Raw genomic sequence first — 20551 nt, forward strand, 5'->3', positions numbered from 1 at the left:
GGTTATTTACACAGCCGATTTTTGCACTGTGTCGGTAACGTCCGCAGTGTAAAGATGGGACGTGAAAGCAATCAAATCTGTCAAGGGGGTAAGTTTGTTGATCCGTTATCTTGGTAAGCGCATCTTTTTCATGCTCATCTCGCTTTTCCTGATCGTAACGGCCACCTTCTTCATCATGAAAGCAGTACCTGGTGGACCATTTACATCAGAGAAAAACGTGCCGGAGGAGATTAAAGCGGCACTAGAGGCCAAATACAAGCTCGATTTGCCGCTACACGAGCAGTACTTTGAATACTTGAAGGGTGTCATTACTTGGGACTTGGGCCCATCGTTCACTGAGAAATCTTCGACCGTAAACGAAATGATTAGCCGCGGTTTCCCGGTATCCGCGCACTTGGGAGCACAGGCGTTGCTTCTGGCAATCTTCGGAGGCATTATCCTTGGTGTGATTGCCGCACTGAAGCATAACAAGTGGCAAGACTACTCCGCCATGGTGATAGCAGTTTTGGGGCTGTCCGTTCCAGGTTTCATCTTGGCATCATTTTATCAATATTTCTTCGCGATTCAATGGGGCCTTTTGCCCATCGCAAAGTGGGAAGGCTTCGAATACACGATTTTGCCATCTCTCGCACTCTCCGCGTCTCCAATGGCTTTTATCGCCCGTTTGACGCGTTCCAATATGATTGAAGTGCTTGGACAAGACTACATCAAAACGGCAAAAGCAAAAGGTCTGCACACCTTTACCATTACGGTAAAGCACGCGATCCGCAACGCGCTCTTGCCGGTCATTACTTACCTTGGTCCATTGATTGCCAACATCCTGACGGGTGCATTCGTTATCGAGCGTATTTTCGGGGTTCCTGGTCTGGGTCGTGAATTCGTATTGTCCATCACTAACCGCGACTACACGGTTATCATGGGGACAACGGTCTTCTACTCCATCATTCTCGTAGTGATGATCCTGATTGTAGACATCGCTTACACCTTGATAGACCCACGAATCAAACTCGCAGACGCAGGAAGGGAGTAATGTAAAAATGCAGCATTTGACAAAAGAGCATTTTGAACCGATTTCGGTTGATCTTCGTCAGGCCGAAGAGATCAAACGTCCGAGCCTCTCCTTCTGGGCGGATGTATGGCGTCGCCTGAAAATGAATAAAGTCGCGATGGCTTCCCTGATCTTTATCGTCGCGCTGATTGTTTGTGCGGTCGTGATTCCGATGGTGTCTAGCAACGACTATTTCACAACGGATTTGGCTGGCAAAAACAAAAAGCCATCCGCTGAGCACTGGTTTGGTACAGATGACCTGGGACGCGACATGTTCGTCCGTATTTGGTACGGCGCTCGCATTTCCTTGGAGGTTGGTCTGGCTGCTGCCTTCATCGACTTGATTATCGGTGTCATCTGGGGCGGTATTGCCGGCTTCTATGGCGGAAAAGTAGACGAGATCATGATGCGTATCGCAGATATTTTGTTCGCAATCCCGTACTTGCTCGTTGTCATTTTGTTGATGGTCGTTTTATCCCCTGGGGTCGGCACGATCATTATCGCTCTGACGATAACGGGGTGGATTGGGATGGCCCGGATTGTGCGCGGGCAGATTTTGCAGCTCAAGTCGCAAGAATTCGTGCTGGCAGCGCGTTCCCTTGGTGCTGACAGCGGCCGTCTGATTTTCAAACACCTGATTCCAAACGCTTTGGGTCCAATCATCGTTACCTTGAGCTTGACTGTACCGACTGCGATTTTCGCAGAGTCTTTCCTGTCCTTCATCGGTTTGGGGGTTGCGGCACCTGTTGCCTCGTGGGGCACGATGTCGTCTGAAGGACTGCCGGCCATGAAGTACTATCCGTGGCGGTTGATGTTCCCGGCTGTATTCATCTCCGTAACCATTCTGGCATTCAACTTGTTTGGTGACGGTCTGCGCGACGCAGTAGACCCACGCCTGCGTAAATAGGAGGGATCATCGATATGGAACGCATTCTCGAAGTAAAAGACCTGCAAGTTTCCTTCCATACCTATGCAGGTGAAGTCAAAGCCGTTCGAGGCGTCAATTTTCACGTAAATCGCGGGGAGGCAGTGGCGATTGTAGGGGAGTCCGGTTGCGGGAAATCCGTAACCGCCCAAACCTTGATGAAGCTGATCCCGATGCCGCCAGGCGAGATTAAAAAAGGCGAAATCCTCTTTAACGGAGAGGATATCGTCAAAAAATCCAATAAAGAAATGGAATCCATTCGCGGAAAAGAGATCGGGATGATCTTCCAGGACCCGATGACTTCGCTGAACCCGACGATGACCGTTGGCAACCAGATTGCCGAAGGACTCATCAAGCACCAAAACATGAGCCGTGCAGCTGCTCGTGATCGTGCGATTGAGCTGTTGACCATGGTCGGCATCCCGCAACCGGAAAAACGTGTGGAGCAATATCCACACGAGTTTTCCGGCGGTATGCGCCAACGGGCGATGATTGCGATCGCTCTGGCTTGTTCGCCAAAGCTGTTGATTGCCGATGAGCCGACAACAGCTTTGGACGTAACGATTCAGGCGCAGATTTTGGACTTGATGAAAGAGTTGCAAAAGAAAACAGGTACATCCATTATTCTCATTACGCATGACCTTGGTGTCGTCGCGGAGATGTGCGACCGCGTAATCGTGATGTACGCCGGAAAAGTGATTGAAACGGGAACCGTAGATGATATTTTCTACAACCCGCAACATCCGTACACGAAAGGTCTGCTGCGCTCCGTGCCGCGTCTCGACTTGAACCGTGATGAGCCGCTCACTCCGATTTTCGGAACGCCGCCGGATCTTCTTCGTCCGCCAGTGGGCTGTGGCTTCACTGCCCGCTGCGAATCGGCCATGCGCGTTTGCCAGGAGATCGATCCTGAGTTGAATCAAATCAGCACAACCCAACGAGCAGCATGCTGGCTGCAGCACCCGCTCGCTCAGAATCGCGCAGGATCGTAGGAGGAGGGTAAACAGTGGATAACCGTGATACACTCATTGAAGTACGCAATTTGAAAAAGTTTTTTACCATTGGCGATAATACACTGAAAGCTGTAAATGATATTTCTTTTGAAATCAAACGGGGAGAAACGCTCGGGGTAGTAGGGGAGTCTGGTTGTGGAAAGTCCACCGCGGGCCGCACGATTCTTCGCCTGTATGACGCAACGGATGGCGACGTCCTCTTCGAAGGCAAAAGCATCATGAAATTGAACCATCAGGAAATGAAGGCGATGCGCCGCAACATGCAGATGATCTTCCAGGACCCGTACGCTTCCTTGAATCCGCGTATGACCGTTGGCGACATCATCGGTGAAGCCCTCGACATTCACGGTCTTGCTACCGGTCAAAAGCGCAAAGAACGCATCCAGGAGCTGCTTTCTTTGGTCAGCCTGAACCCTGAGCACATGAACCGTTTCCCGCACGAGTTTTCGGGCGGTCAGCGCCAGCGTATCGGGATTGCCCGCGCCCTGGCTGTAGAACCGAAGTTTATTGTTTGCGACGAGCCGATTTCCGCTCTCGACGTATCCGTTCAGGCGCAGGTTGTGAACCTGCTTGAACAGCTCCAGGAAAGAATGGGATTGACCTACATGTTCATCGCCCATGACCTGTCGATGGTGAAATACATTTCTGACCGGGTAGCGGTGATGTACCTGGGGAAAATGGTGGAGTTGGCTGAAAGTGACGCATTGTATGAAAAGCCGCTGCATCCATACACGCAAGCTCTGCTGTCTGCCATTCCAATCCCGGATCCGGAGGTTGAGCGCAACCGCGAGCGCATTGTGCTGCAGGGCGATGTACCTAGCCCGATGAACCCTCCAAGCGGATGCCATTTCCGTACACGTTGCCCGAAAGCAATGCCGGAATGTGCAGCAGCTGTGCCAGTATGGAAGGAAGTCGAGCCAGGACACTTCGCTGCTTGTCACCTGTACAATTAAGTTTTCTTGAGGAAAGCGAGTTCTCGAATGCCGGGACTCGCTTCCCTTTCATAAAAGCAAGGGAAACTCTTGAAAAGAAGTCGATAGAAGGAATCTATGTAAGCCTTTTCAAGGGATTTTTTTCAAGAATATCACTGGGAAAATGAGGGCATGAAAAGGAGGCAGCATCATGAGCGGGTTATTGTCGCCAAAATGGAAAAAGAAAGGGGGCAAGTTTTCGCTTTCAGGCAAGGTAAACATCAAGAGCTTACTCGCGACCGAAAAACTGCGCGGCTCCCTGGCAACCAAAATGATTGTTTTTGGCCTGATTCTTGTTCTAATCATTATAGGTTCTCTGCAGTACATAGCGCTTTCTTTTTCCAAATCAACCTTGTTCTCCATTACTTCCAGGCAAGCGAAGATGCTGGCGGAGCAGCACGCGGCCAGCATGGAAGACTGGCTTCAGACGATCAGGAAGTCGACAGAATCGGCGGCAGCAAAACGGGTCATGACGACAGAACTGGAGCCGCTGATTAAGGAACAATTCACGCTGTTGCGGCAAGCGCATAAGGAAATTACGAAAATTTATTTGGTGGACAGCAGTACCGGGAAATCGCTTTACTCGCTGACAGGGAAAAACGAGATTGATTTCAAGCAGAAGCAGTATTTTCAACGGGTCATGAGTACCGGGAAAACAGTGATTTCCGATGAGGAAATTGTGGAAGGCGTAAATAAGGGCATTCTCTATATCGCAGCGCCGATTGGCGAGAAAAACGACGATACAAGCCGTCTGCTCGTCGTCGGATTCTCGATTGACCAGATAACCGGAAAAATTCCTGAAATCTCTTTCATGCAAAACGGATATGCGTTTGTCGTTCGTCAAGACGGCCTCGTCGTCGCCCACCAAAACCCGGAAAACAACAACAAGCTGGTGCTCGCCGGGCAGTCGGACTACGAGGAAATGCTGGAGATGATGAAGTATGAAACCAGCAACAGCTTGCTGTACTCCGATCACGGCAAGGATTCGTTTGCCGCTTTTGCCCCGATTCAAATGTTGAAGTGGAATGTCGTCCTGTCGACTGGCAGCGATGAAGTGTACGGCGAAGTGAACGGAATGTGGCTGTACTTTGTCCTGTTCAGCCTGCCGATTATTGCGCTGTCTGTCTGGGCGATCTGGTGGTTCGCCAAACGAATTCGCCTCTCGCTGTTTGCGATTGCAAGAGACATGGAGCGAATCGGCTCCGGGCACTTTGACATTCATGTCAAGGTAAACGGCAACGACGAGTTGGCAATGGTAGGCCGCAAGATGAATGAAATGGCCGCCGAACTGCGCAAGCTGATCGCGCTTGTGCAAGGACAAGCAACCCAGCTTAATGTGGCGACAGACGAGCTGACGCAGTTTGCCCATGACAACAAAGGAGCGATCAACGTCATTACCGACAATATCTCAACGATCGCGCAACGAGTCTCCACCCAGACAAACGAGGTACAGGCGACAGCGCTGACGGTTTCTGAAATCTCGCAGGGCGTCGAGCAGGTAGCAATCGCAGCGGAAGCGACTTCCATCGCAACGACGCGGACGTTTGAGCGTGCTCAGGGCGGTATGCAGCTCGTAGAGGACGTCATTGACACGGTTCGCCGCGCTTCTGGCGAAGTCGAGCGGACTGCCGTGCAAATGCACAGCCTGCGAGAGCGTGCCCGCGAGATTACAAGTATCGTGGAAATGATTACAGGCATTGCCTCCCAGACAAATCTGCTGGCGCTGAACGCGGCGATTGAAGCGGCACGTGCTGGCGAAGCAGGACGGGGCTTCTCTGTCGTAGCGAGCGAGGTGCGCAAGCTGGCAGAAGAGAGCAGTTCCTTCTCCGAGCGTATTGCCATGATTGCTCACTCGATCAACGACGAAGCCATGGATATGACCAAGCATATGGATGAAATCGTCACGATGGTAGGGGGCGGCCTGCAGTCTGTCGAATCTGTCGGCAAGGCGTTCCAAAACATCGTGGCGGAGATTCAGGCGGCTGCGGAGCAAAGCGAGTCGATGACGGCGACCTCCGAGGAAATGGCCGCAGGCAATCAGGTTGTGACCAACTCAATCCAGCGGTTGGCCAGCATGTCTGATGAAATCAGCGAATCGATCTCCGGGGTTGTCGAGACGGTTGATGAACAACTGAATTCGATTGCGCGCATCAACGAAAATGTAGAGCAACTGAAAAAGATGGCGGACGAGTTGACGCAAAGCGTCAGCCGGTTTGTGATCTAGGACGAATCCCTTCTGCGAAATGCGGAAGGGGTTTTTTTGTGAATATTTTCCTAACCCCTTGGTGAGAATAAAACCATGAATGGAGGGAAGAGACTGCTATGAAACGGATAGGATACCTGGCTTCTTGCTTCATCTTGTGTGTGAACATCTTTTCTCCGCTGGGGGCGCTGGCAAAAGAAAAAGCAGCTCTGCCAAACAGCGAGATGAACTTTGCCCCGCATGCCTCGGCTGCGATCATGATGGAAGCAGACACGGGAACGGTGCTGTACGAAAAAAATGCCCATGAAAGAATGCCACCCGCCAGCATCACCAAGGTGATGACGATGCTCCTGATTATGGAGGCGGTGGAGCGGGGAGAGCTTAAACTTACCGATAAGGTCAGAACCAGCGAAAGAGCGGCGTCGATGGGCGGTTCGCAAATCTTTTTGCAGCCGGGCGAGGAAATGACCGTCGAAGACATGTTGAAAGGAATTGCAATCGCCTCGGGCAATGACGCTTCGGTGGCGATGGCTGAGCATCTCGCCGGGACGGAAGAAAGCTTTGTCAACCGGATGAACGAGCGGGCGAAGCAGCTCGGGATGAAAAACACGCATTTCGTCAACTCCAACGGCTTGCCTGCCGAAAATCACTACAGCTCGGCGGCGGATATTGCGATCATGTCCCGCGAGCTGTTGAAGCACGAAGGAATTACGAAGTTCACAGGGACTTACCAGGATTACTTGCGCAAAGACTCGGCAAGTCCGTTCTGGCTGGTCAATACGAATCGGCTCGTCCGTTTTTACGAAGGCGTGGACGGCTTGAAAACCGGATATACGAGCGAAGCCAAGTATTGCCTGACCGCCACCGCCAAACGCGACAACATGCGGATCATTGCAGTCGTCATGGGCGAGCCTGACGTGAAAACACGCAACAGCGAAGTATCCACCATGTTCAACTACGCCTTTACCCATTTCCAGGTGATGCCGATGTACAAAAAAGGCGAGCAGGTTGAAGTGCTCACGGTGGACAAAGGGCAGACGCCAAAAGTCAATGTGGTGACGCCGCAAGCGGTCAGCCTGCTGATGAAAAAAGGAGAGTCGGCTGACACGTACACGAAAGAAATCGTCATGAATCGCTCCGTCAACGCTCCGGTATCGAAGGATCAGGTCGTCGGCCACATTTTTATCCGTACCAAAGATGGTCGTGAAGTCAACCGGATTGACCTGTATCCGGAGCAACAAGTGAATAAAGCAAGCATGTGGGAAATTCTCAAACGAACCACCAAGAGCGTTTTGATCGGTTACTGACAGACAGCATAGAAGTGCGAAAAGAATCGAGTTGCCTCGAATGCAATGGTGCGGCTGCTCGATTTTTTTGTTCTTTTGTCGCCTGGCAGGAATTGGTTTGCCCAAGGCAGAAAGAGAGTTTTATTCAAGGGAGAAGGAGTGAGTCTGCCATGAGTTTACGGATTACGACGGAGACCCGGCAGGATGTGCTGGTAATCCGCTTGCAGGGAGAGCTGGACCATCATACAGCGGAAGAGCTGCGGAGCAAAGTGGATGATCTTTTGCGTTCCCCCGATATTCGCCATATCGTACTGAGCCTGGCTGATCTGGCTTTCATGGACAGCTCCGGTATCGGTGTCATTTTGGGGCGCTACAAGCAAATATCCGCTCGTTCGGGGGAAATGTACGTGTGCTCGATCAACCCCACCATTTACCGGATCTTTGAAATGTCTGGCCTGTTTAAAGTCATCAAGTTCCGCGAAAATGAAGCAGATGCACTGCTTGTCCTGGGGGTGGCGTAAGTGAAGGAACCGCGCAATTTCATGTCCGTATCGTTTGCAGCCATGAGCCAGAATGAGGCGTTCGCCCGCATTGCGGTCGCCTCCTTTATCTCGCAGCTCGACATTACGATGGATGAGCTGGAAGAGATCAAGACGGTTGTATCAGAGGCTGTCACCAACGCCATCATTCACGGCTACGACGAAAACCCGGAGGGCGTCGTACATATCTCTGTACGCATCGACGAAGGAGCGGTGGAACTGGTTGTGGAGGACAACGGAAAAGGAATCGAGGACGTGGAGCAGGCCATGCAGCCGCTGTATACGACCAAGCCTGAGCTGGAACGCTCGGGAATGGGCTTTACCATTATGGAGAACTTCATGGATTCTTTGGAAGTTGCGACCGCTGTTGGAAAAGGGACAACCGTTCGTCTGACCAAACGTCTGTCGTTTGCCAAAGCCTTGCAAAATTAGGAGTAGTGCCAATGGGTGCCGATATTAAAAATGCAAGTCAACCATTTCTGACCAATGACCAAGTGAGAGAGCTAATCGCCAAAAGCCAGGCTGGGGACACCGATGCGCGCGAGCTTCTTGTGAACAGCAATATCCGTTTGGTCTGGTCCGTCGTCCAGCGTTTTATTAACCGAGGGTACGAAGCGGATGATTTGTTTCAAATTGGTTGTATTGGCCTCTTGAAAGCAGTGGACAAATTCGACTTGACCTATGACGTGCGTTTTTCGACGTATGCCGTGCCGATGATTATCGGAGAAATCCAGCGGTTCCTGCGTGACGACGGGACAGTCAAGGTCAGTCGTTCCCTCAAGGAGACTGCAAACAAGGTGCGACGAGCAAAGGATGAGCTGTACAAGCAATTTGGCCGCGCCCCCACAATCGCCGAAGTGGCAGAAGCCGTCGGGATCACGCCGGAGGAAGTGGTTTTTGCCCAGGAAGCAAACCGGGCACCCTCCTCGATTCATGAGACGGTCTTTGAAAATGACGGGGACCCGATCACGCTGATCGATCAGATCGCCGATGACGGCGTGAACAAGTGGTTTGAAAAAGTCGCGCTGAAGGATGCGATCAGTCGTTTGAGCGAACGCGAGCAGCTCATTGTCTATTTGCGCTACTACAAAGATCAGACCCAGTCTGAGGTAGCAGAGCGGCTCGGAATCTCCCAGGTGCAGGTGTCCCGTCTGGAAAAGCGCATATTGCAAACGATCAAGGATCAGATCGAACATTGATAGCTCAATAGTAAGGATGGAAAACACCGAAGCCTGGGCGCTTGGGTGTTTTTTATTTTGCCTGCAAGTGACAGCCGCAGCCTTTTGGGGTATGGCTTTTGGCAGAGGGCACATACTACGGGAGAGTGAGTACGCTTCAGCTGCACGCAGGGGGGAGTTTTCATGAAAGACGCGTTGTTTCTCCGTCTGAGAAAGCGCCTGGCCGTCAAGCCGGAAGCGATGATTACGCTAGGCGATATTTGCCAGCTTTTTTGGGATGGGGAACGCGAGATTGCGATAAGGCGGATGCCCATCTATCAGGTAAAGCCGAAGGACGGAAACTTGATCGTGATTGACATCATGCAGGTGATCCAAAAAATTCGCTCGATCTATCCGGAGGTCGAGCTGGAAATCCAGGGAGCACCGCAAATAATTGTGGAAGTGTTGAACCCGAGGAAAAAAGCGAACCCTGTACTCGTAGCGCTTGTCTGGTTGCTGCTCTTTATCGGTTCGGGCCTTGCGCTCATGAACTTTCACACCGACGTCAGCATGCGCGAGGTGCACGAGCGCATTTTTTATCTCATCACAGGTGAGCGGAGCGAGCAGCCGTTGTGGCTGCAAATTCCGTATTCAATCGGGATCGGCATGGGGATGATTCTGTTTTTTAACCACATTTTCAAGAAAAAAATCAACGAAGAGCCCAGCCCTCTGGAAGTCGAGCTGTTCATGTACCAGCAAAGTCTCGACGAGTATTACATCCAGCACGAGAACAAAGAGAACCAGCGAACGAAGCTATGAGCATATGGGTATACGCCTTGCTGATCCTGATTGGATTGGGTGGCGGGCTTGCGGTGGGGAGCGGGCTGGTTGCCTTTATTACCGTGCTGGACATCATCCCCCGGCTGACGCAGTTGACGAATGCTCACCGTCATATTCGCGCTCTGGAATGGGCCTTGGTGATGGGGGCACTTTTTTTTACGCTGGTTGACTTTTTTCACATCCATGCTCACTTGCCTGTCGTCGTCACTTCCCTCTATGGACTGTTTGCAGGGTTATTTATCGGCACGCTGGCTGCCGGGCTGACCGAGGTGCTGAACGTCTTTCCGATTTTGGCGAAGCGGATCAACATGGATGGAAGTTTGCTCTATTTGCTGATGGCAGTTGTGTTTGGAAAAGTCACAGGCTCGCTTCTGCAATGGCTTTTGCATCTGTGAGCTGGTAAATACCGCTATTCATAGACAAAGTTTGAAAAAGGAAAGATACAGGTAGGGGATGACGCTGGCACGATTTCTGGATTGGCAAAGGAGGGAAACGGCATGGCAACCAAAACGAAATCCGGATCGCTCGGATCATCCATGCAGATGACAAAGCAACTCTACCAGCAGCAGGCTTCCAAGTATCAGCCCAAGCGAAATGTCCTCCTGAACTCGCTGCGGGCGTTTTGGGTCGGGGGAACGATCTGTCTTTTGGGACAGGCTATCCAAAACATGTATATTTATTTTTTCGGCTTTACCGAGAAGACGGCGAGCAATCCCACAGTGGCTACGCTGATCTTTTTATCGGTGCTGCTGACAGGGCTCGGCGTCTATGACAACATCGGCCAGTACGCCGGGGCAGGCTCTGCCGTTCCGGTAACTGGATTTGCCAACTCCATCGCATCAGCCGCCATCGAGCATCGCAGCGAGGGGCTGGTTCTCGGTGTGGGTGGCAACATGTTCAAGCTGGCTGGCTCCGTCATTGTTTTCGGGGTGGTGGCGGCATTTGTTGCAGGCGTGATAAAAAGCCTGTATCACATGTTCTTTTGACGGGAGGGCTGTCTGTGTCAAGCGATCCACATCTAAAACGCGTAAGCCGCCAGACCTGGCACTTCGACCAGGATGTCCGCCTGCAAAGCGCGGCGGTCGCTGTCGGGCCGAAGGAAGGGGAAGGTCCGCTGGCCTCTTTGTTTGACGTGATTTACGACGACATGTACGCGGGGCAGGATACGTGGGAGAATGCGGAGCGCAAGCTGATGGAGGACGCAGTCTCCGCGGCGCTGCAAAAAGCGGGCGTGATCGGTCAGGACGTCGATGTCATTTTGGCTGGTGACTTGCTGAATCAAAACATCACGACCAACTTCACGGCACAAAAGCTGGAAATCCCGCTGCTTGGCATGTACGGCGCCTGCTCGACCTCGATGCTGACACTCGCGACGGCAACGGCTTTGGTGAACGCCGGGTACGCAAACAAGGCGATTGCTGCCTGCAGCAGCCACAATGCTACGGCAGAGCGCCAGTATCGCTATCCGACCGAGTACGGCGGACAAAAGCCGCCGACTGCGCAATGGACGGTGACAGGAGCGGGGGCCGGGCTGATCGGGATCGGGGGCACGGGACCGCGCATCACGTATGCGACGATCGGAAAAGTGGTGGACATGGGGATCAAAGACCCGTTTGATATGGGGTCAGCGATGGCTCCCGCGGCGGTATCGACTTTTTTGACCCATTTTCGCGATACAGGACGCGAGCCGAAGGACTACGATCTGATTGTGACAGGAGATTTGGCGTCTGTCGGCTATCCCATCGTAAAAGAGTTGATGCTCGCGGAAGGCTACGACATGGACGGCGTGTACAACGATTGCGGCCTGATGATCTACAGACCGGATCAGGGCGTATTCGCTGGCGCGAGCGGGTGTGCCAGCAGCGCTGTTGTTACCTATAGCTACATTTTGGACCAGTTGAACCGCGGTTTGCTGAAAAAAGTGCTGGTGTGCGCGACGGGTGCCCTGCTCAGTCCGGTCAGTACCCAGCAGGGCAATTCCATTCCGTGCGTTGCCCACGCGGTTGCGCTCGAAGGAGGACAATGATGGAATATGTGATTGCGTTTGTCGTAGGTGGGCTTGTTTGCGTCATTGGGCAGTTGCTGCTTGATGTCGGCAAGCTCACCCCGGCCCATGTGATGAGTACATTGGTTGTGGCAGGGGTTGTGCTCGATTTTATCGGTGTGTATGACAAGTTCATTGATTTTGCCGGAGCAGGGGCCACCGTGCCGATTACAAGCTTCGGACATGCGCTGTATCACGGGGCGATCAGCGAAGCGGAACAACATGGTCTGATCGGTGTCGCAACCGGGATTTTTGAAGTCACCAGCGCAGGAATATCGGCAGCGATTGCGTTCGGTTTTTTGGCTTCGCTCGTTTTCAAACCGAAAGGCTGACGCTTTTTCGGGTACAGGGACGGTGAGCAAACAATGGCGGAACCGCGACGCAAGGTTATCGTGGTGACGGATGGCGACCATATCGCGCAAAAAGCAATCGAGAGCGTCGCAAAAGAGCTCGGGGGCAGATGCATTTCCCTGTCGGCCGGCAATCCGACCCCAGTTTCCGGTGAGCAGGTGGTGGAGCTCATTAAAATGACGCCCCACGATCCGGTCATGGTCATGTTTGATGACAACGGCGACTTTGGCAAAGGGCGCGGGGAGCGGGCGATTGAATACGTCGCAAGGCACCCGGATATCGAGGTGATTGGCGTGCTCGCGGTCGCCTCTCATACGAGCTGGGTACAAGGCGTGACGGTTGCCTGTTCGATCAACAACCAGGGGCAAATCGTGGAGGGAGCAGTCGACAAGGACGGCTATGCTGACGTAAGGCTACAGCATCATATTTATGGCGACACCGTGGACATTTTAAACAGCTTGAAGCTGCCCAATGTCATCGGCATCGGAGACATCGGCAAAATGGATGGGCGCGACAGCTTGCAAAACGGCTGTCCGATCACGAAAAGGGCAGTGCAATGGATCATGGAAAGGAGCGGGGTGGATGGCACAAATTACGGAAAAAAGGCGACCGATCTCGGACCGGCTTGAGGAAAACCAGGAATATTTAAACGACAGGCTGGGCGTCGGGAAAAGCTTTGACATCGGGGTCCACGAGTTTTTCGTGGGCAACACGAAGCTGTTGATGTACTACATAAACGGATTTGTGGAGAGCCAACTCGTCACACAAATCATGCGCGAGATCAACGATTTGCGCGGCAGGGATGTTGCGGACAATCTGTTTGATACGCTGTTTCACAAGTTCATTCCGTTTTTCCAGCTGGTCAAAGTCGAGACGACAGACGAGTTCATGGACAAGTTGCTGGTGGGGCAGGTCGGGCTAATTATCGACCGCTTCCCTTATGCCATCATCATGGATGCGAAAGTGTTGCCTACCCGCTCGCCGGAGGAGCCGGATACGGAGCGGATTGTTCGCGGGGCGCACGATGGCTTCACAGAGGCTCTCGTGACAAACACGGTACTGACTCGCAGGCGGATACGCGACGAGCGATTGCGCTTCGAGATCATGCAGATTGGCGAGCGCACCAAAACCGATGTCGCCATTGCGTACCTGCAAGATGTCGCCAACCCGGAACTGGTGAACGATCTGAAAGAGCGACTGCAAAACATCCAGATCGACGGGATTCCGATGGCGGAGAAGACGATTGAGGAATTCATTATCGGGAAGACGCTGAACCCGTTTCCGCTGGTTCGGTATACCGAGCGGCCCGACGTGGCGGCCGTACACCTGTTGGAAGGACATGTGCTGATTTATGTGGACACCTCGCCGAGTGTCATGATTACGCCGGCTACTTATTTTCACCACGTCCAGCACGCAGAGGAATACCGCCAGACTCCTGTTGTCGGAGCATACCTGCGCTGGGTGCGGTTCTTCGGGATACTGGTTTCCGTGTTCGTTTTGCCGATCTGGCTGCTCCTGGTGATGCATCCTTCCATCATTCCCGAATCGCTTCATTTCATCGGAATCAAGGATAAAGGAAGCATTCCGCTCCTGGCGCAGTTTATCATGGCGGAGCTGGGGCTGGACTTGATGCGGATGGCGGCGATTCATACCCCTACTCCCCTTTCGGTCGCGATGGGTCTTTTGGCGGCCATTCTCGTAGGGGATGTGGCGATCAAAGTCGGGTTGTTCGCGCCAGAAGTCATCTTGTATCTCGCTGTAGCGGCAATCGGCATGTTTGCAACGCCAAGCTACGAGCTGAGTCTGGCGAATCGGCTGGTGCGCCTGTTCCTGATCCTGATGGTCGGGCTCTTCGCGACTCCGGGCCTGATGATCGGCCTTCTCGTTGTCCTCGTCGCCCTGGCTACGACCCGCTCGCTCAACACGCCTTATTTGTGGCCGTTCATTCCGTTCAACTACAAGGCGATGAAGGATGTCGTCGTCCGCCTGGCGGTTCCGCACAAAAACCAGCGTCCAAGTATCGTTCGCTCCCAGAATTCCGCCCGTCAATAATATTCAGAAAACGGAAATCTTCACCCATTGTCAAAAGTACAGCCATGTAGTACATTGAATGATAAGCCTTACGATGCTTGTTATGTACGGCAACTGACTCTCGTGGGTCGGTTGCCTTTCTCTATAGGATCTGGGCTGTTACAATCGGCGGGTTTAGACTGGGAGGAGCCATATATGTTTTTACACGGGACAAGTCGAATAAACGAGCAAGGACACTTGGAAATCGGGGGCTGTGATACGACGATCCTGGCAGCCACGTACGGCACGCCGCTGTATGTGTACGACGAGGCGCACATTCGCGCCAAGTGCCGCAGCTTTGTCGAGGCGTTCAGCAAAACGGGCTTCGCGTTTCAGGTAGCATATGCGAGCAAAGCTTTTTGCACGATGGCGATGTGCAAGCTGGTAGAGGAAGAAGGTCTTTCCCTCGATGTCGTATCGGGCGGGGAGCTGTACACCGCGCTGCAGGCAGGCTTTCCGGCAAAGCGCATTCACTTCCACGGCAACAACAAGTCATTGGACGAAATCAGGATGGCGCTGGATGCGAAAATCGGCTGTTTTGTCGTGGACAATTTTTACGAGCTGCATGTGCTTGCCGATCTCGCCCAGGAGCGCGGCGAAAAGGTAGCGGTTCTCTTGCGTGTGACACCAGGTGTGGAAGCTCATACGCATGAATATATATCTACGGGCCAAATTGACTCCAAGTTTGGCTTTGACGTGCAAAACGGCCAGGCACTTGAGGCGATTCGTTTTGCATTCGAATGCGATCATCTGCACTTGTTGGGCATTCATAGCCATATCGGCTCGCAAATTTTTGAAACAGACGGTTTCCTCGTAGCGATTAAGCGCTTGACGGAGCTGCTGGGCGAAGCGAAGGAGCAGTTCGGCTTTTTGCCGGAAGTCCTCAACGTCGGCGGAGGCTTCGGAATCCGCTACGTGGAGGGCGATACGCCTCAGCCAGCCGAGACGTACATCAAGGCGATTACCGATGTCGTTCGCGAGGAGCTGACCGCGCGCGAGATTCCGCTTCCTGAGCTGTGGATCGAGCCGGGCCGCAGCATCGTCGGCGACGCGGGCACTACACTGTACCGAATCGGCTCCCAAAAAGAAATTCCAAACGTCCGCAAATACGTCGCGGTGGACGGAGGCATGACAGACAATTTGCGTCCTGCCCTGTACAATGCGCAGTATGAAGCGGCGATTGCCAACAAGATGAACCAGCCTGCCAGCGAGGTTGTCTCGATCGCAGGAAAATGCTGTGAATCTGGCGACATGCTGATTTGGGATGTGAAGCTTCCGCCAGCCGTTGCGGGCGACATTTTGGCTGTGTCCAGCACAGGGGCTTACGGCTATTCCATGTCCAACAACTACAATCGCATCGCGCGTCCGGCTGTCGTGTTCGTAAAAGACGGCGAGGCCGAGCTGGTTGTGAAACGCGAGACGTACGCCGATGTAGTCAGCCACGATCTTTTGCCAAAACGGGCGCAACTGCAGCGCTGAGCGAATCAATAGACGAGACCCTTCCGACAATGCTGCGGGAGGGTTTTTCTATTGCCTTCCCTCCGCTCATTGCTTGCCAGATCGATTCGTTTCGGCGTACTTCGCTGACAGGCGTGGAGGCATGAATTGGACGGCGACATTCTCGCGTGGTAAAATAGGAACGTTAACTTTACAAGGTCTGGAGGCTCATCCATGAAAAAAGCGCTTATCACCATGGAAAATGGAAATCAAATCGAGCTGGAGCTGTTCGATCAGGAAGCTCCGGGTACCGTTGCAAACTTTGAAAAGCTGGCCAACGAAGGCTTCTACAACGGCCTTACTTTCCACCGTGTCATCCCTGGATTCGTAGCCCAAGGCGGCTGCCCATACGGAACTGGAACCGGCGGTCCTGGCTATACCATCAAATGCGAAACAAAAGGAAACCCGCACAAGCATCTGCGCGGTTCGCTGTCCATGGCCCATGCAGGCAAAGACACAGGCGGCAGCCAGTTCTTCATCTGCTACGATTCCTTCCCTCACCTCGATGGCGTACATACTGTGTTTGGCCGCGTGACTTCCGGCATGGAGCATGTTGACGCGATCAAGCAAGGCGACAAAATGGCAACCGTGAAAGTAGAAGCCGAATAATCAGCGTTTTGCAGCACCGGCGGGCCCACGCTTGCCGGTGCTTTTTACTTGTAAGCCTATCCATCTGCTGGTATTCTAATGGATAGACAATTTTTTGCCGAGAGGCTGGTAAGGGGGAACCAATGGATCTTTTTCACTTTGATTGGAAAACGGTACCGTTTCGCATGATTGCATTCGTTATCGCTTTCAGTTTGCACGAATGGGCTCACGCCTTTGTCGCCTGGAAATTGGGTGACAATACTGCCAAAAATGAGGGCCGTTTAACGATAAATCCAATCCCGCACATTGATCCGTTCGGTTTGATCCTCATTCTGTTTGGACCGTTCGGCTGGGCCAAGCCTGTGCCGATTAACCCGTTTCATTTTCGCGGGAACAAGCGGCTGGGCATTGTGTACGTGTCAGCGGCGGGGCCACTGATTAATCTGGTGCTGGCGATTCTGTTCTACGTCCTTTTCATACTGGTAGGCTTTTTTGGCGTGATGGACGGCATGAGCGAAAAGGCGGCGTTTGCGCTGGACACGACGCTTCGTTTCTGTATTATCATCAATATCGGTCTGTTTGTGTTCAATCTGCTGCCAGTTCCACCGCTCGACGGGTACAAAATCGTGCGGTTCCTGTCGCCGAGCCGTTGGGACAGCGCCTTTTACAACTTTGAAATTTACGGCCCGTGGCTTTTGCTGCTCTTGATCTTTATCCCGGGGGTTAGCTCTATGATCTTCGGAGTTCCCATGGGCATGATGCTGGAATTTGTACGACAAATTGCAGCGGGCATCGTGAGTGTGTTCATTTAAAGGAAACGAGGGGACGTCTTTTGGCATACAGCATCAAACTTGATTCCTTCGAAGGGCCCCTTGACCTTTTGTTGCACCTGATCGACAAGGCGGAAGTAGACATCTACGACATCCCGATAGCGGAAATTACCGAGCAATACCTCGCGACGATCGATCGAATGCAAGAGTTGCAGCTTGATGTTGCCAGCGAGTTTGTCGTCATGGCGGCGACGCTTCTCTCGATCAAGAGCAAGATGCTGTTGCCAAGAAAAGAGGAGCAAGTGTTTCAGCCGTTTCTCGATATGGATGTCGAGGAAGTGGACCCGCGCGAAGAATTGGTGGCGCGACTGTTGGAGTACAAGCGCTACAAGCTGCTGGCCGAGCAACTGCGCGAGATGGAAATCGGCCGCAACAAGGTGTTTACCCGTCCTGCTGAAAATCTGGCGCCGTACGTGCGCGAGGAAGATCATACGATCAAAAACGTAACCTTGTACGATCTGATTCACGCACTGGAAAAGCTGGTGCAAAAAGCAAAGGACAAGGAGCCGATGACGAAGGTTTCCCGTGACGAAATCTCGATCAAGGACCGGATGACGCAAATTCGGCAGTTGGTGCGTGTCGGCGGCGGGATGGTGCGCTTTTCCCAGCTTTTTTCCAAGGGGGCTACCCGTTCAGAAATCGTTACGACATTCCTTGCTTTGCTGGAGCTGATGAAGGCAAAGCACATTACATGCATACAAAATCAATTGTTTCAGGACATCATGATTTGTGAAGCGGAAGGAGCCCAAAACGATGGACTATGACAAGCTGAAAGGCGTGATCGAAGGCTTGCTGTTCATCTCGGGTGATGAAGGCATCGATGCCAGGCAGATCAGTGAAATCGTCGAGGTGTCGGAAGAAGAGGTCGTCGATTTGATCGAGGACATGAAAGCGGACTTTCGCCGGGCAGGACGCGGCGTGCAAATTGTGGAAGTGGCCAAGGCGTATCAACTGACCACCTTGCCCGAACATGTCCCGTATTTCGAGCGACTGGCAACCTCGCCGGGACAGTCAACACTGTCCCAGGCCGCATTGGAGACGCTCGCCATCATTGCCTACAAGCAGCCTTTGACGCGCTCTGAAATCGAAGAAATACGCGGTGTGAAGTGCGAAAAGGCACTCAATACACTTTTGTCGAAGCAGCTGATTCGCGAAGCGGGCAGGGCCGAGGGGATCGGACGGCCGATTTTGTATGCCACGACCAAAGAGTTTCTGGAGCATTTTGGCCTGCGCGAAATTTCCGACCTGCCCGAGCCGCCTGTGAATCTGGATATTGAGGAAGTTCGCATGGAAGCAACCGCTCTCTTCGGCAAGCAGGAAGAAAAGACAAACGACTAGTCACTTCGGACAGTTTTTCGTACTACCTCCCGACTCGTCCCCATATATATGTACAAACCTGTGTATCGCTGTACTTTTGGGATGGGGAGGACGTTTATGAACGTGCGAAAACTTCTGTCCGGCGGACTCGTCGTTTTTCTTTTTATACAGCTGTTGCTTGCTCCGGTATCTGTTGCAGACGCGGCAGCGCCGCCAAGCCTGTCTGCCGAAGGGGCGGCGCTGATTGATGTAGCCAGCGGGCGGATTCTCTACTCGAAAAACGGCAGCAAAAAAATGCGGATTGCCAGTCTGACAAAGACGATGACGGCGATTGTCGCGATTGAGAACGGGAAGCTGGACGACGTGGTGACTGTACCGCCGGAAGCGGTGGGCGTGGAAGGCTCTTCCATCTACCTGAAGCGCTCGGAAAAGCTGACGCTGGAGGAACTGCTCTACGGGCTGATGCTGCGCTCCGGCAATGACGCGGCGGTTGCGATTGCCATCCATATCGGCGGCTCGGTCCAGGGCTTTACGTATTTGATGAATGAAAAGGCCGCCTTGATCGGAATGGAGCATACGAATTTTACCAATCCGCACGGGCTGGATGACAGCAACCAGCATTACTCCACACCGGAGGATATGGCGAAGCTGTCTGCCTACGCCTTGCGCAATCCCGTCTTTCGGCAGATCGTGTCCACGAAGGTCAAGGACATCTCCTGGGAAGGCGAAGAGTGGGACAGAAGGCTTATCAACAAAAACAAGATGCTGCACCTGTACGATGGAGCGGACGGCGTGAAAACCGGGTATACCAAGCTGGCCAAGCGCTGTCTTGCTGCATCGGCCACTCGCGACGGCAGACAGTTGGCGACGATTACGCTGAACGCTTCGGACGATTGGAACGATTCGGCAAAGCTGTTGGACTACGGATTTGCCCAGTTCCCGGTGAAACAGCTAGTCGGTGCGGGGCAGGACATCCGTCCAAAGATGCCTCTTCCGATGGCGACAGGGGCTCATCTCGTGACACAAAACGCGTTTTCCTATCCGCTCCAGACGGCGGAGGAAGCGGCGATCAAGCAGCGCGTGGTGATGGGACAATCGACGATTACTGCGGACATGGATGGGCAACTCGTCGGTTTTCTGCAGCTTTATTTGCAGGAAAAAATGATCGGGCAGGTTCCGCTGCTCGTCCGCGTGGATAGCCCGACGAGCAGCCAGCCGCTGACGGGCGCCTATTCGTTTTGGAAGCAATTCTGGGACATTGTGGCAGGGGGGCTGTGGAGTGCTTAATGTCATATGGCTCGGACTGATTGTCATTAGCATCGCGGTGGCAGCCGTCACGGGGCGGATGGAAGCGGTCAATGCCGCCGCCTTTGAGGGGGCAAAAACGGGAGTTACGGTATGCTTCGGCCTGCTCAGTGTGCTCGCTTTCTGGATGGGCATCATGAAGGTCGCGGAAAAATCAGGGCTGCTCGCCCTCTTGTCGAAGCTTTTGTCGCCGATCATCCAGCTGCTGTTCCCCGATGTGCCAAAAGGGCACCCTGCCATGGGCTACATTTTGTCGAACATGAGCGCCAACCTGCTCGGGCTTGGCAACGCAGCGACGCCGATGGGACTGAAAGCCATGGAGGAACTGCAAAAGCTGAACCCCAACAAGCAGCACCCCTCCCCGGCCATGTGTACACTGCTTGCGATCAATACCGCGAGCATCACGATCATTCCCACCACGATGATCGCCATCCGCATGCAGTACGGCTCGGTCAATCCGGTGGAGATTGTCGGCACGACCCTGGTCTCTTCCTTTGCGGCAACCATCGTGGCGCTGCTCATCGACCGCTGGTATCGCTATCGTCACTTACGACGTCACAATTAGGG

The 20551-nt window shown here is 53.1% G+C and carries 23 protein-coding genes; all 23 read left to right on the forward strand.

Features of this window, described 5'->3' with window-relative positions; genetic code table 11:
* Nucleotides 1–97 precede the first annotated feature (97 nt).
* The 23 genes from AAFJ72_RS09710 (at nucleotide 98) to AAFJ72_RS09820 (ending at nucleotide 20549) form a co-directional block, all read left to right on the forward strand.
* Nucleotides 98–1030, forward strand: coding sequence for an ABC transporter permease (locus AAFJ72_RS09710; protein ID WP_122904156.1), 933 nt, complete (start codon nucleotides 98–100; stop codon nucleotides 1028–1030).
* 7 nt (nucleotides 1031–1037) lie between these two features.
* On the forward strand, nucleotides 1038–1955 hold the full coding sequence (locus AAFJ72_RS09715) for an ABC transporter permease (protein ID WP_122904157.1): 918 nt from the start codon (nucleotides 1038–1040) through the stop codon (nucleotides 1953–1955).
* A gap of 14 nt (nucleotides 1956–1969) precedes the next feature.
* Nucleotides 1970–2965 (forward strand): ABC transporter ATP-binding protein, encoded by a 996-nt coding sequence (locus AAFJ72_RS09720; RefSeq protein ID WP_122904158.1) that lies wholly within the window; start codon nucleotides 1970–1972, stop codon nucleotides 2963–2965.
* A gap of 14 nt (nucleotides 2966–2979) precedes the next feature.
* A complete protein-coding gene (locus AAFJ72_RS09725; RefSeq protein ID WP_122904159.1) occupies nucleotides 2980–3939 on the forward strand; it encodes an ABC transporter ATP-binding protein in 960 nt (319 codons plus the stop codon).
* 169 nt (nucleotides 3940–4108) lie between these two features.
* Complete coding sequence (locus tag AAFJ72_RS09730) at nucleotides 4109–6181, forward strand: methyl-accepting chemotaxis protein (RefSeq protein WP_432776917.1); 2073 nt, start codon at nucleotides 4109–4111, stop codon at nucleotides 6179–6181.
* A 98-nt stretch (nucleotides 6182–6279) separates the two neighbouring features.
* A complete protein-coding gene (locus tag AAFJ72_RS09735) occupies nucleotides 6280–7467 on the forward strand; it encodes a D-alanyl-D-alanine carboxypeptidase family protein (RefSeq protein WP_432776918.1) in 1188 nt (395 codons plus the stop codon).
* Nucleotides 7468–7616: 149 nt separating this feature from the next.
* A complete protein-coding gene (gene spoIIAA, locus AAFJ72_RS09740) occupies nucleotides 7617–7967 on the forward strand; it encodes an anti-sigma F factor antagonist (protein WP_122904162.1) in 351 nt (116 codons plus the stop codon).
* Nucleotides 7968–8417, forward strand: coding sequence for an anti-sigma F factor (spoIIAB, locus tag AAFJ72_RS09745; RefSeq protein WP_122904163.1), 450 nt, complete (start codon nucleotides 7968–7970; stop codon nucleotides 8415–8417).
* 11 nt (nucleotides 8418–8428) lie between these two features.
* On the forward strand, nucleotides 8429–9184 hold the full coding sequence (sigF, locus tag AAFJ72_RS09750) for an RNA polymerase sporulation sigma factor SigF (RefSeq protein WP_122904164.1): 756 nt from the start codon (nucleotides 8429–8431) through the stop codon (nucleotides 9182–9184).
* A 162-nt stretch (nucleotides 9185–9346) separates the two neighbouring features.
* Nucleotides 9347–9961, forward strand: a complete 615-nt coding sequence (locus AAFJ72_RS09755; RefSeq protein ID WP_122904165.1) for a stage V sporulation protein AA — start codon at nucleotides 9347–9349, stop codon at nucleotides 9959–9961.
* Nucleotides 9958–10377: a stage V sporulation protein AB gene (locus AAFJ72_RS09760; RefSeq protein WP_122904166.1), complete on the forward strand. Its 420-nt coding sequence runs from the start codon at nucleotides 9958–9960 to the stop codon at nucleotides 10375–10377. The genes AAFJ72_RS09755 and AAFJ72_RS09760 overlap by 4 nt, the downstream gene beginning before the upstream one ends.
* A gap of 102 nt (nucleotides 10378–10479) precedes the next feature.
* Entirely contained in the window at nucleotides 10480–10968 is a 489-nt protein-coding gene (gene spoVAC, locus AAFJ72_RS09765; protein WP_122904167.1) for a stage V sporulation protein AC, read from the forward strand.
* Nucleotides 10969–10982: 14 nt separating this feature from the next.
* Nucleotides 10983–12008: a stage V sporulation protein AD gene (gene spoVAD / locus AAFJ72_RS09770; RefSeq protein ID WP_122904168.1), complete on the forward strand. Its 1026-nt coding sequence runs from the start codon at nucleotides 10983–10985 to the stop codon at nucleotides 12006–12008.
* Nucleotides 12008–12358 carry a stage V sporulation protein AE gene (spoVAE, locus tag AAFJ72_RS09775; RefSeq protein ID WP_122904169.1) on the forward strand — a complete coding sequence of 117 codons (351 nt, stop codon included), beginning with the start codon at nucleotides 12008–12010 and terminating at the stop codon, nucleotides 12356–12358. The genes spoVAD and spoVAE overlap by 1 nt, the downstream gene beginning before the upstream one ends.
* 33 nt (nucleotides 12359–12391) lie before the next feature.
* Nucleotides 12392–13006, forward strand: a complete 615-nt coding sequence (locus AAFJ72_RS09780) for a stage V sporulation protein AE (protein WP_432776919.1) — start codon at nucleotides 12392–12394, stop codon at nucleotides 13004–13006.
* The gene (locus AAFJ72_RS09785) at nucleotides 12960–14429 is read left to right on the forward strand and encodes a spore germination protein (RefSeq protein ID WP_432776920.1); all 1470 of its coding nucleotides are present in this window, start codon (nucleotides 12960–12962) and stop codon (nucleotides 14427–14429) included. Before AAFJ72_RS09780 ends, AAFJ72_RS09785 begins: the two co-directional genes overlap by 47 nt.
* 174 nt (nucleotides 14430–14603) lie before the next feature.
* On the forward strand, nucleotides 14604–15926 hold the full coding sequence (gene lysA, locus AAFJ72_RS09790; RefSeq protein WP_432776921.1) for a diaminopimelate decarboxylase: 1323 nt from the start codon (nucleotides 14604–14606) through the stop codon (nucleotides 15924–15926).
* Nucleotides 15927–16118: 192 nt separating this feature from the next.
* Nucleotides 16119–16553: a peptidylprolyl isomerase gene (locus tag AAFJ72_RS09795; protein WP_122904173.1), complete on the forward strand. Its 435-nt coding sequence runs from the start codon at nucleotides 16119–16121 to the stop codon at nucleotides 16551–16553.
* Nucleotides 16554–16675: 122 nt separating this feature from the next.
* On the forward strand, nucleotides 16676–17344 hold the full coding sequence (locus AAFJ72_RS09800) for a site-2 protease family protein (protein WP_432776922.1): 669 nt from the start codon (nucleotides 16676–16678) through the stop codon (nucleotides 17342–17344).
* Nucleotides 17345–17364: 20 nt separating this feature from the next.
* Nucleotides 17365–18126, forward strand: coding sequence for a segregation and condensation protein A (locus AAFJ72_RS09805; RefSeq protein WP_432776923.1), 762 nt, complete (start codon nucleotides 17365–17367; stop codon nucleotides 18124–18126).
* Complete coding sequence (scpB, locus tag AAFJ72_RS09810; protein ID WP_432776924.1) at nucleotides 18116–18700, forward strand: SMC-Scp complex subunit ScpB; 585 nt, start codon at nucleotides 18116–18118, stop codon at nucleotides 18698–18700. The genes AAFJ72_RS09805 and scpB overlap by 11 nt, the downstream gene beginning before the upstream one ends.
* Before the next feature lie 96 nt (nucleotides 18701–18796).
* A complete protein-coding gene (locus tag AAFJ72_RS09815; protein ID WP_432776925.1) occupies nucleotides 18797–19966 on the forward strand; it encodes a D-alanyl-D-alanine carboxypeptidase family protein in 1170 nt (389 codons plus the stop codon).
* A complete protein-coding gene (locus tag AAFJ72_RS09820; RefSeq protein WP_432776926.1) occupies nucleotides 19959–20549 on the forward strand; it encodes a nucleoside recognition domain-containing protein in 591 nt (196 codons plus the stop codon). The genes AAFJ72_RS09815 and AAFJ72_RS09820 overlap by 8 nt, the downstream gene beginning before the upstream one ends.
* Nucleotides 20550–20551: the final 2 nt, after the last annotated feature.

The sequence above is a fragment of the Brevibacillus gelatini genome (genome assembly GCF_050920745.1).
In the GTDB taxonomy this organism is placed as follows: Bacteria; Bacillota; Bacilli; order Brevibacillales; family Brevibacillaceae; genus Brevibacillus; species Brevibacillus gelatini.

Coding starts and splice junctions, on each gene's coding strand:
- AAFJ72_RS09715 (WP_122904157.1), top strand. CDS start 1,038: ATGCAGCATTTGACAAAAGAGCATTTTGAACCGATTTCGGTTGATCTT.
- AAFJ72_RS09720 (WP_122904158.1), top strand. CDS start 1,970: ATGGAACGCATTCTCGAAGTAAAAGACCTGCAAGTTTCCTTCCATACC.
- AAFJ72_RS09730 (WP_432776917.1), top strand. CDS start 4,109: ATGAGCGGGTTATTGTCGCCAAAATGGAAAAAGAAAGGGGGCAAGTTT.
- AAFJ72_RS09735 (WP_432776918.1), top strand. CDS start 6,280: ATGAAACGGATAGGATACCTGGCTTCTTGCTTCATCTTGTGTGTGAAC.
- spoIIAA (WP_122904162.1), top strand. CDS start 7,617: ATGAGTTTACGGATTACGACGGAGACCCGGCAGGATGTGCTGGTAATC.
- sigF (WP_122904164.1), top strand. CDS start 8,429: ATGGGTGCCGATATTAAAAATGCAAGTCAACCATTTCTGACCAATGAC.
- AAFJ72_RS09755 (WP_122904165.1), top strand. CDS start 9,347: ATGAAAGACGCGTTGTTTCTCCGTCTGAGAAAGCGCCTGGCCGTCAAG.
- AAFJ72_RS09760 (WP_122904166.1), top strand. CDS start 9,958: ATGAGCATATGGGTATACGCCTTGCTGATCCTGATTGGATTGGGTGGC.
- spoVAC (WP_122904167.1), top strand. CDS start 10,480: ATGGCAACCAAAACGAAATCCGGATCGCTCGGATCATCCATGCAGATG.
- spoVAE (WP_122904169.1), top strand. CDS start 12,008: ATGGAATATGTGATTGCGTTTGTCGTAGGTGGGCTTGTTTGCGTCATT.
- AAFJ72_RS09780 (WP_432776919.1), top strand. CDS start 12,392: ATGGCGGAACCGCGACGCAAGGTTATCGTGGTGACGGATGGCGACCAT.
- AAFJ72_RS09785 (WP_432776920.1), top strand. CDS start 12,960: ATGGCACAAATTACGGAAAAAAGGCGACCGATCTCGGACCGGCTTGAG.
- lysA (WP_432776921.1), top strand. CDS start 14,604: ATGTTTTTACACGGGACAAGTCGAATAAACGAGCAAGGACACTTGGAA.
- AAFJ72_RS09795 (WP_122904173.1), top strand. CDS start 16,119: ATGAAAAAAGCGCTTATCACCATGGAAAATGGAAATCAAATCGAGCTG.
- AAFJ72_RS09800 (WP_432776922.1), top strand. CDS start 16,676: ATGGATCTTTTTCACTTTGATTGGAAAACGGTACCGTTTCGCATGATT.
- scpB (WP_432776924.1), top strand. CDS start 18,116: ATGGACTATGACAAGCTGAAAGGCGTGATCGAAGGCTTGCTGTTCATC.
- AAFJ72_RS09815 (WP_432776925.1), top strand. CDS start 18,797: ATGAACGTGCGAAAACTTCTGTCCGGCGGACTCGTCGTTTTTCTTTTT.